This is a genomic window from Acidovorax facilis, from assembly GCF_023913775.1.
Classification (GTDB): domain Bacteria; phylum Pseudomonadota; class Gammaproteobacteria; order Burkholderiales; family Burkholderiaceae_C; genus Acidovorax; species Acidovorax facilis.
The window spans coordinates 1-9,950 of record NZ_JAMXAX010000183.1 but is presented as its reverse complement, the minus strand read 5'-3'; the positions used below and the strand labels follow the sequence as shown (position 1 = coordinate 9,950).

The 9,950-nt window shown below is 57.4% G+C and carries 8 protein-coding genes, 2 pseudogenes and 1 other annotated feature; of the genes and pseudogenes, 5 read left to right on the top strand and 5 right to left on the bottom strand.

All coding sequences use genetic code 11. The features are described 5' to 3' along the window. Window positions 1-105: 105 nt before the first annotated feature. The 4 genes from NFX52_RS28010 to NFX52_RS27995 all read right to left on the bottom strand — a co-directional run bounded on the left by NFX52_RS28010 (window position 106) and on the right by NFX52_RS27995 (window position 5,199). The gene (locus NFX52_RS28010; RefSeq protein ID WP_156358829.1) at window positions 106-450 is read right to left on the bottom strand and encodes an MDR/zinc-dependent alcohol dehydrogenase-like family protein; all 345 of its coding nucleotides are present in this window, start codon (window positions 448-450) and stop codon (window positions 106-108) included. Window positions 451-588: 138 nt separating this feature from the next. After that, entirely contained in the window at window positions 589-1,563 is a 975-nt protein-coding gene (locus NFX52_RS28005; protein ID WP_055401269.1) for a helix-turn-helix transcriptional regulator, read from the bottom strand. A gap of 1 nt (window position 1,564) precedes the next feature. Further along, entirely contained in the window at window positions 1,565-3,058 is a 1,494-nt protein-coding gene (locus NFX52_RS28000) for a DUF2779 domain-containing protein (protein WP_238385717.1), read from the bottom strand. Between the two features lie 305 nt (window positions 3,059-3,363). Further along, on the bottom strand, window positions 3,364-5,199 hold the full coding sequence (locus NFX52_RS27995; protein ID WP_252635928.1) for an AAA family ATPase: 1,836 nt from the start codon (window positions 5,197-5,199) through the stop codon (window positions 3,364-3,366). 72 nt (window positions 5,200-5,271) lie between these two features. Between NFX52_RS27995 and NFX52_RS27990 the strand changes: the two are divergent. The 5 genes and pseudogenes from NFX52_RS27990 to NFX52_RS27965 all read left to right on the top strand — a co-directional run. After that, window positions 5,272-5,510: pseudogene (locus NFX52_RS27990) on the top strand (transposase); the annotation flags it as partial. 111 nt (window positions 5,511-5,621) lie between these two features. Further along, window positions 5,622-6,959: a PDDEXK-like family protein gene (locus tag NFX52_RS27985; protein ID WP_252635927.1), complete on the top strand. Its 1,338-nt coding sequence runs from the start codon at window positions 5,622-5,624 to the stop codon at window positions 6,957-6,959. Window positions 6,960-7,000: 41 nt separating this feature from the next. Beyond that, window positions 7,001-7,465, top strand: coding sequence for a hypothetical protein (locus NFX52_RS27980; protein WP_156358904.1), 465 nt, complete (start codon window positions 7,001-7,003; stop codon window positions 7,463-7,465). A 542-nt stretch (window positions 7,466-8,007) separates the two neighbouring features. Beyond that, window positions 8,008-9,242, top strand: a protein-coding gene (locus NFX52_RS27970; RefSeq protein ID WP_252635926.1) for an IS3 family transposase whose coding sequence is annotated in 2 segments (ribosomal slippage) — window positions 8,008-8,290 and window positions 8,290-9,242 — 1,236 coding nt in all. Because the reading frame shifts where the segments join, the coding sequence is not laid out codon by codon here. Beyond that, window positions 8,286-8,402, top strand: a sequence feature (AL1L pseudoknot). (Overlaps the previous gene by 117 nt.) Window positions 9,243-9,268: 26 nt before the next feature. Continuing rightward, window positions 9,269-9,616: pseudogene (locus NFX52_RS27965) on the top strand (DNA/RNA non-specific endonuclease); the annotation flags it as partial. 120 nt (window positions 9,617-9,736) lie between these two features. Here the strand turns inward: NFX52_RS27965 and NFX52_RS27960 are convergent. Beyond that, window positions 9,737-9,950: hypothetical protein (locus tag NFX52_RS27960; protein WP_238385431.1), on the bottom strand; the 214-nt coding region annotated here is incomplete at its 5' end.

Genomic DNA, 9,950 nt, shown 5'->3' with positions numbered 1-9,950 from the left:
GGGTCTTGGGCGACTCGCAGCGGTCTCAGCCGAGTCGAAAAGGCAGACTCCGCCTCGCGCCGCCGCGAACGGCGCTGCGGGGTCGACGCAATAGACCCGCGCGGCTCAAGTCCGACGGCCTCCTAGTTGTTGTGTGTTGCAGCGTCCTGTTGTGTTGTAAAGCGTCGTGGCGCCGGTGCCTTTTCGAATATTATTACCCGAAAGGTTGAATAGCACAGTAGCACCAGTGCCTTCACGAATGTCATTTCCGCTGATGTTGAGCAATGTGGTTGCTCCAGTTCCTTTTCGGATGCTGTTTCCGCTGACATTTAGCACAACAGTGGCGCCTGTGCCTTTGCGGATGTTGTTCCCGGAGATGTTAAACAAAACTGTCGCGCCAGTGCCTTCTCTAATGTCGTTTCCACTAATGTTTAGCAAGACAGTTGCGCCGGTTCCTTTTCGGATGTTCATATTTGCCAATCACTTTCTTTGTTGAGTTTTGTGGGGGCTTGCCTATCTACTCTGGTTAAGTCATCCTGTCTACGATTATTCACAGAAGAAGCAATTTTTTCGTGATGGTCGTTTTGGTGATGTGAATAGGCCTCAAATTCAGTTTTTGTTGATATTTGCTGGTAATTTTTTAATATCGGTCACTGCCTCTCCAAAACCTCGCAGCCACCACTCCAGCATCGAGCTATCGATGACCGTAGCCGTGATTTCGAGCTGTCCATCCTTGCGCTCAACCACTTGTTGATCAGTGGAGAGCGGTGACTCCATGAGGTGCAACCCCGCACTGCGTTCAATGCGAAAGGCCAGTCGAACCTTTTCGCCCTCACCAAACCCGAAACGCCCGTCATCGTCATAGCGCTTGAGGTCAAACGTCTTGGGCCGATCAAAGGTAAGAGTTGACACTTCGGCCGCAGCGATGCGATGCAATGCCAGGTTGCGTTCATTGTCAAAGCCCTGGTAGCGGCAAACGAGATACAGCCGCGATCCCTGTTGCACCAGTCCCAGCGGCATTACGTCCGCGCTGGTGCGCTTGCCGCCTGCGTTCTTGTATTCGATGTGCAGCCAGTGATTGCTGTACAGAGCTTCGCTCACTGCCTCAAACACACCAGGAACAATCTTGGGCGGCAACAACGGCTGGCTTGTCGCCACCACACGTACCTTCCCTGGCCATTCCCGCTCAAGGCGTGCACTGCTCTCCGGGCCCAGATTGCGTCTCGCTTGACTGAAAAACGCATCCATGGACTTCATGAGCCGGGGCGGCAACAAGTTCTTGAGATGCTCCTCTGCCAATTGCAGCAGCACTGATTCTTGAGGGGTAAGGTTGGGCACAGCCAGTGCCTTGGCCTGCTCAAGCCATCGATAGCCATAGGGCTTGCTGCTGTCATCGCGCTCGATCTCAAAGTGCTCGCTGAGCATTTCCAGTTGCCGCTGGATGGTGCGCAGTTCGCGCTCCATGCCTGCATGCTTGAGTTGCTGATGCAGCTCGCTGGCAGTGACCTTGCGGCAACGGGGAATGCGGCGCAGGAGTTCGACAGCGAGTAAGACTGTTTCGAGAGTGTCGGAGCGTTTCGCCATTTCAGATCTTCAAAGACGAGTTGGAGAACGCAGCCCACAGGCGGACCATGGCGTAGGTGTCGAGCGCGCAGTAAGCCAGAAGTTGTTGCTCAATCTCAGCCTTGCGTGCTGCCGAGGTTTGGGGCGAGATCGCCTCCAGAAATGCCTCCATGGCCATGCCGCCATCCTGGACGCCATCAAGGTCACCGTAGTTCAAGTCCGGGCACAGCGCTGGGAGTACCGCCTTGATGCTCCAGCTCCCTTGCTGGCTTGGGTGGTAGTAGTGCTCACGGGCCACAGGCAACAGATCCACGACACGCTCATTCAGCGCCAGGAGGGCATCAGACAGACGTGGAAAACGCTGCGCCAGATCGCGGATTCGCGCCGTCTCAAAACCAGCGTTGTAGACAAAGATGGGACCACGCTCGCCGCATGCACTGATCAGGGCTTCAGCAAAGGCTCTTGAGGGATCACCGCCCGAGAGATCGAGAAAAGCCTGCTGTTCGAGCTTCCCGGTACGGGCGAGGCGATGCACGCTGAACTGAAATGGAATCTGCTGGTAGGGGCGCGTGCCTTTCCAGATCGGTACAGCAAACTGGATGGTTTCGAAATCCATGAAGAACGCGGGCAGCTTGTGCTGGGCCAGTTCGCGCAACGCACTCTTCTGATCAAAGTACGTCTTTCCCGAGAGCGTGGCCGCCTTCACACGCCTTTGCTTGTCATTGAGCAGCGCATCCGGCACATCGCGCAGTTCGAGCACTCCATGGGCCTCAACATGCGCTTTCAGCCCCTTGCTCTGAGCCCCGGGCAGCCAATGCAAGGGCTGCTCTGCTTGAGGCTCCTGGCTTTGGCAATAGGAGAAGAAACCACATTCATAGGGAGCGCTGCACTGTTCGCCCGTTGAAACCCGGGGTTCCTTCTTTTTGGTAACGATCCCATGGGACTCTTCGATCCAGCTGCGCACCTCGGTCCCGCGTGAAAACGCTTCATCGGTCAGATCGTTCTCGACCAAAAGCCCGCTGTAGTCACCACCGCCTGGATAGACCCATGAACTGTCGATATGGGCCAGCGCAATCTCAGCCAGGGGAACTCCTGAGGAGCGAGCCAGGAAGGCTTGCACGGCGGCGTCGTCCCGGTGGTAGTCCTTGACGGAGGTGGACGACTTCACCTCCACCATGCGCCAAGCCCGTTTGCCGCCTCGCTTGACCGGCAGCATCACGTCGGCAAAGGCCAGTGCCCCTTCGGCACGGAATCCAGCCTCGAAGATCGGCTGGTTCGCTTGCAGGAGCGCCTGCGTCCGAGCAAAGGCTGCCTCAAAGCCTCCCACTTTGAAATCGATCAGCGCGCCTTTGCCCTTGGGGTCATAGACCTGCCTGGCGATGTCGCCAACTTGGTGACCCACCGTGAAGCTGGCCTGGGTGGCCGAGGAGTCTTCTCGCAGGTCCGGGCGATGCACCTCCAGCCACAGCCTCTTGGGGCACTGCCGAAACGCCAGCAGCTTCGATTTGGAAAGCACACGCAAGGCCGACTCCCTCTTGTTTGAAAGAAATTCTCCCATGGTTAGGGCTCACAAAAACCCGATGGCGCGATTCGTGCCATGTTTCACCGCACATTCGGCTTCGAGGGCCGAAACGAGCGCGGCAGGAGACGCAATGGGCCGGAATCGGTGCTGGCGCACCACGGCCGCAAAATCTCCTGGCGTGAGCGAAGCCACTCGTGAAATTCTGGCCTGCTCCTCCGACTGTGGTTGCTGCAATCCGAGTCCCTCGCAGTGACGCAACAGCAGCCCCCACGCTTGGTCGGCACGTAGAAAGTCGAACTTCACTTTGAGGTCAAACCGGCGCAGGGCGGCTTGGTCCAGCCCTCCATCAGGTTGGTCGAGGCTACAAAAACCCCCGAGAAGGATTCCATCTGGGTCAGCATTTCATTGACCTCGCTCACTTCCCAGTTGTGCTGGGCACCCCGTCGGTCCTGCAGAAAGCTGTCCACCTCATCAATCAAGAGGACCGCGCCATCGTTTTGCGCTTCGCGAAAGGCTTTGGCGATGTTCTTTTCGCTCTCACCCAGCCACTTGGATTTCAGATCGGACGCGCGTTTGACGAGCAGAGGAACACCGAGCTGCTGAGCGAGCCAGCGACCGTAGGCGGTCTTGCCGGTGCCAGGCGGCCCGTACAGGCAAAGCCTGCCAGAGCGTGCAGCGACCAGGCCTGCGGCTACGGCCGCCAGGTCCACATCGGCATGGATGAAGTCTGGGTCGTATACCTCCGGCAGTCTGTTTGGATCATGCGAGAGCAGCGGACCGTGCCCCTGGGCTTCCATGGTGCTGGAGATCAAACGCTCCAACGCAGCTGCCGTCTTTTGAGGGCCAAGGTCGTCCCGGATCAAGCGAATGACGGAACTCGCCTTTGCGACCACCGCAGGAGCAAGGGCTTCGGCCTCTGCGATGCGGGAAATCCGGTTGGCGTCAAGCAGCTCACCGCAGCTGCTTTGCAGAATCCGCTCGCGCTGCGTCTTGGGTGGAATGGGCAACTCAAACACCATGTCAAAGCGGCGAATAAAGGCGGGATCGAGACCTCGCATGGAGTTTGACATCCACAGTGTGGGCACTGGGTTCTCCTCCAGCATCCGGTTGATCCAAGCCTTGCGCAGCTGGGCGGTGCTCTTGCTCCCAAAGAAGCTGTTGCCGTCGTTGAAAACGTCTTCCACCTCGTCAAAAGCGATCATTGCCTGCTGTTGAGAGAAGAAGCTCTGGGCTGCACGAAAGGCTCGTAGGCGGTGTTCTCCATTGATCGGGTCACCGTCTGCATCTTCGCTGGCGACTTCGAACAGCTCGTACCCCATCTCCTTGGCCAAGGCCCGCGCCAGCTGGCTCTTGCCCGTTCCCGGTGCGCCGTGCAGGAAGATGTTCACGCCACGCCGACCAGTGGCCATGGCATTGCGCAGATAGGGACACAGGATCTCCAAGGAGGACTGGATGTGGCTGTAGTCGGCCAAGCTCAGTTGAGCGGGGCCTGCTGCAGACACGGTGCCCCGCAGCAGGCTGATAGGGTCGGCTTTGGAGGCAGCCATCAGGTCAGCAAACCCTTCAGAAAGCAGGTCCAGCTTGTAGCGCAATGCGCCACGCCCCCTTCGGTCCATCATGACCAGCCCCGACCTGGCAAGAATGCCTGTGGCACTCAGCGAAGCACGAATGTCTGCCTCGGGCAGATCAAGAATGATGGACAAGGCATGAATGATCTTGACGGAAGACAGATCACCCAGCCATTCAGATGCGTCATCGAGGAGACGCTCGTTATGAATGGACACCGTGAACTCCAACACCTTGCAATCGATCATGCTCAACCCCACCAGGTTGGATAGCTGATCGATGTTTTGGCTCAGAAAGGTTGACTGGCGCTCCCCATACCACTGCCCCTCAGCCTTCTGGTGCAAATGGCGCAGTTCGGATTGCACTTCTTTCTGATCAAACTCGCGTGTTTCGGGATCGATCCAGTGACCGAGCCCGATCACATCTGCCAAGGTGTCGTTGTTGAACCCGTGGGGGTGCACAAACTGGCGGTACCCCCCCAGGGGAACTAGAACACGAAGCAGCCAGAGGCGAATGATCGGTTCAATGCTGCCTGGGTTGTATGAGATTGCCGCTCTACGTTTTGCCATGATGGTGGTCTCTCCTTATCGATGAGATCCATCATCCGGGTGGCTGCGACGTAATGTGTCGCATGCAGTGCGGCTGCAATTGCTGAGCGCCAAGACCAGATCGAGTTGTTCTATCCACCAGCTACAGCCCGCAATTCAACCCAGGGGAGCGATTGAATGCGGACTTGGAGCAAGAAATGGACAAACGCGTACCCGTAGGAACCGGGGCCAGATTTCGGGACGCCGCCAACGAGCACATGGCGATGCTGGAGCAAAAAACCGAGCGTGTGATGAGCTACTTTCAGGATCGACACGTTCGATACGCTGACTAAAACTCCATTGAGCCGGATCGGGTCAATGGCCACCATCAACTCCATCGGAAGTTTGAAGAGTCCATCAAAGACTGAACGCGTAGACTTACCACGCAAAATAAGGGAGAAAAGATGGAATTAGGCGATCTACAGGCTTTCTGCGCAGACAAAAACTTGCACGAGCTGATTGAGCTGAGTCGGTCTTCAGATGATTTGCTTACTCTTATCCGCCCACGTGAAACCCAATTTGCGGATCTATTAGCCTGGGCAATGGACGCAGGCGAAGGGCACAGACAAGGCGATGCGGTGTTCCGAAGCTTTCTGCTCGCCTTGTACAGCGCTGGCAGCGAGGAACAGCCAGGAGATCGACTTCGAAAGAACTCCCACAGTTGGCACTTCGCGCAGCACTGGACTCCTGCTCGCATTCTGGCGGCTGACTTCGGTTCAGTGGTGTGCTACCGAGAGTACACGATGACGGGTGACCTGCCCAAGTCGAGCCGGCCGGATTTCGTCATCGTTGATCCTGCGAACAAACTGGTGATCGTGGTTGAGATCAAGGCAGGCGCGGCCTTCGGTAAGGGCCAGCTTGCGGAGTATCTAGATGTCGCGAACAAAGTGCTCGTAAAAAAGGCTGCCTTCAAGGACTATGACAAGGCTTTTGTTGCTCTAGATCCGAACCTTGACTCCAGTCAGCTGCCGACGACATTCGACAATCGGTGGATCGGTATGGACTACGCTTGGCTCAACCACGCTGAGATGCGAGCTCAAAGTGCGGTGCAACGAGGTGATAGAAGCTCAGCTCCATTGCTTTCCTTCTGCCGTGCGGTAACTGACTATGAAGATCCGACTGAACAACGCTTAAGCAAGCTGGCCGGTGAACTCGCAATTCAGCATCCAGCGGTTGTAGCAGCCCTAAAGGCTGCGCGCGCGAATGCTCGGGTACTGGAGAGCTGGACTACGCGTCTCCTTGACGGAGACGGGGCTTCGCATGAGCTATTTCGCCTGTACGTTCAGCATCAACGAGCTCTCAACCGCTTAGTGGGCTTGTCGCACATGCGGCTACTTCTCACAAAGCTGGCGGAGGCCTATCCGCTCTTAGAGGGCACCCCCGAGGTGGTAGAAAGCGGGCGCGTCTGGTTTAGACGTGCTATGCCATTGGAGCCAGAGCGCCAGCCTCCGATGCAGGCAGGTTACTGGCCGCTCGTGCTCAGTATTCGCCATCAAAACAGCCGACAGTACGCAGCAGAGCCTCGGTTCCGGATATCTCTGCACTGGTGGGCGACAGACATTGACCCAGGCAGCCCGATGATGAGAGCAGCCGCGATCCTTGGCAAGCACTTCGACAAGCGTGGCCTAGATAAGCATCGAGTCAACAGAATGAAACTTCATGAGGAATTTTGTTCAGGCGTCAAGAGCGCGACGGAAAAAACTTCTGCACTCATCGACAAGATACAGCTCATCAGCCGCTGATGAAGATTCATGAACATTCAAGTTAGAGGGCGAGGATATCTATGCAAAAACGAACTCTTGCGTTTCAGTTCACCTCCGACGCTGAGAGCGACATCACGGTGTTCATAAATGTTGATGGCGTTCGCGGTTCTGAACCGTTCTCTGGCATTGAAATCATCGGATTGAGTAGCTGTCTGGTAGTGACGAGAGCTGCAGCAATCGTTACCGAGGTCTCCAGCTCAATGTCTCGGTCAGCTAGCACTGGGTGCGAAAAGCACACCTTCTCCTTCTCGAAGAACTTCAAGGCGGCCTCACCACTATCGGCTGGAAAGCTTGATGCCACCCTCGAACCAGGCAATCCATTGCCCGTGAACTTTCAGTGGCAGCCTGCATCTGAATCGAACAAAAAATCTCAATTTGAATGCCGTCCTATCGAGGTTAGTCTCGATGTTTTTCGCCTTGTCAGCCTTCCAACCGGTATTGAGATTTCTCTAACTTCACCGCCTAAATCACTCGGCGCTTCCTGAATCGAACCAGGGTGATTCACAACGACTTTGCCGAGATCGAATTGATGTGGTTTTCGGTGAACGCGCCCCAGAGAAGTCTCTGCTGTTTCACGGCCTTTAGGAACTAGCAGGTTGCCCCCGTTGCTGCACGGGCGGCTGGTAGAAGCTGGTTTGGCGGGTGCTACCTCAGTGATTTAATCCGCGCCAGAAAGATGCATGCCATCCTTTGTGAGTCACTGTTCCCGCCGCCTATGCCGAATGCGCGTAGCCGCGCTGCTTGCCCTGACCCTAGCGGGTACGGTGGTCTCGAATCTCTCTTGGGCCAGATTTCCGCAGTTCGCCAATACCGCGCTGCTCACACCCGAGCCCACCTCCTTCTCGCAGTGCCCGCAGTTCTTTGCCAATGGCACACCACCCGCAATCACGCCCCGGGCCCAGTTTCAAGAGCTTTGCTACGAAGCCTTTGCAGTGCTGCACTCAGGCACGACCAAGACACCCGTCTATGTGGCCCAATGAACCGCCCCGGGTTTTGAGGAGGCTCCAACACTTGAGAAGATGGAGCTATGACCAAGTCAAACAAGTTCTCACCCGAGGTCCGCGAGCGCGCCGTGCGCATGGTGCAGGAGCATCGAGCCGACTACCCATCGCTGTGGGCAGCCATTGAATCGATTGCCCCCAAGATTGGCTGTGTGCCGCAGACCCTCCACGAATGGGTCAAGAAGGCCGAGGTCGACAGCGGCCAGCGTGCCGGCACCACCAGTTCGGATGCCCAGCGCATCAAGGAACTGGAACGTGAGGTCAAAGAGCTGCGCCGGGCCAATGACATCCTGAAGACGGCCAGCGCGTTTTTTGCGCAGGCGGAGCTCGACCGCCGACTCAAATCGTGAAGGCCTACATCGACCGCCGCCGTGACGACTACGGGGTCGAGCCCATCTGCCGGGTGCTGCAGATGGCCCCGTCGTGTTACTGGCGCCACGCAGCCCGACAACGCAACCCGCAACTGCGCAGTCAACGCGCCCAGCGTGACGAGGGCTTGAAGGCCGACATCCAGCGCGTGTGGCACACCAACTGGCAGGTCTACGGGGCCGACAAGGTCTGGCTGCAGATGAACCGCGAGGGCATCGTGGTGGCGCGCTGCACGGTCGAGCGTCTGATGCGTGCCATGGGCTTGCAAGGGACACGCCGTGGCAGGGCGGTGCGCACCACCACGCCGGATACCTCGACCCCGTGCCCGCTGGACCACGTCAACCGGCACTTCAAGGCCAGCCGTCCCAACGAGCTATGGGTGTCGGACTTCACCTATGTCTCCACCTGGCAGGGTTGGCTGTACGTGGCCTTCGTGGTGGACGTGTATGCCCGGCGCATCGTGGGCTGGCGGGTCAGCAGCAGCATGCAGACGGACTTTGTGCTGGATGCGCTGGAGCAGGCCTTGTACGACCGCCAGCCTGTGGCTGATGCCTTGACGCACCATTCCGACAGGGGCAGTCAGTACGTTTCCATCCGCTATACCGAGCGCCTGGACCAGGCAGGCATACGGCCTTCGGTGGGCAGCCGGGGCGACAGTTACGACAACGCACTGGCCGAGACCATCAACGGGCTGTACAAGGCCGAGCTGATTCACCGCCGGGGACCCTGGAAGACCAGGGAATCCGTGGAACTGGCCACCCTGCAATGGGTGCACTGGTTCAATCACGTCCGACTGCTCACGCCGATTGGGGGCATCCCTCCCGCAGAAGCTGAGGCAAACTACTGGCGGCAACTCGCCGTCAGCAACACCTCGACAGAGGTGTCAACTTAAACCAATCAGCCTCCTTGAAACCCGGGGCGGTTCACTTCAGTTTGGCGAACATGGTTCCGCAGAATGCGCAACACAATGGTGGAGCGTGGGCCAAGATTGAGCAGGACACACGGCACTACGTTAAACGAGCCAAGGGGAATGTGTTTGTGATCACGGGACCCGTGTTCACGGATGCTGGCCCGCGTATCGGCGCCAACGGCGTTAAGGTACCAACCTATCTCTACAAGCTCGTATATGACGCCACCATGCAGAAGGCCTGGGCACATTGGCAACAAAACCGGGACGGTGAGTCAGTGGGTCGGCCGATCAGCTATCAGGAGCTCGTAAACCGCACAGGCGTTGAGTTCCTGCCAAGAAACGCATTCCAGCACTGATCATCAGCTCCGCAAGCAGCCCCGCGAAGCATCAGGCTGCATTTGAATTCCGTTGGGTTCCACATATACCCATTGCCATCCAGGTAACCCCGCCCTGACCAGCCTCTCATTGGTCTGATTTCACCCTACCCACAAGCCCGGTGCACGTTTGCGTGCCCCGGGCTTTTTTGCGTCCATCGCAAGGAGCTCTCCATGACTGTTTGTCCCATCGTAAGCGACCAGCCGTACCACCTTGAACAGTCCCGCGACATCTCGCAAGATCGTGTGCACGTAAACCATCGTGGACACCATGCTCAAAGATTCAGAGACACCGAGATATGCGACGCGGCGTACC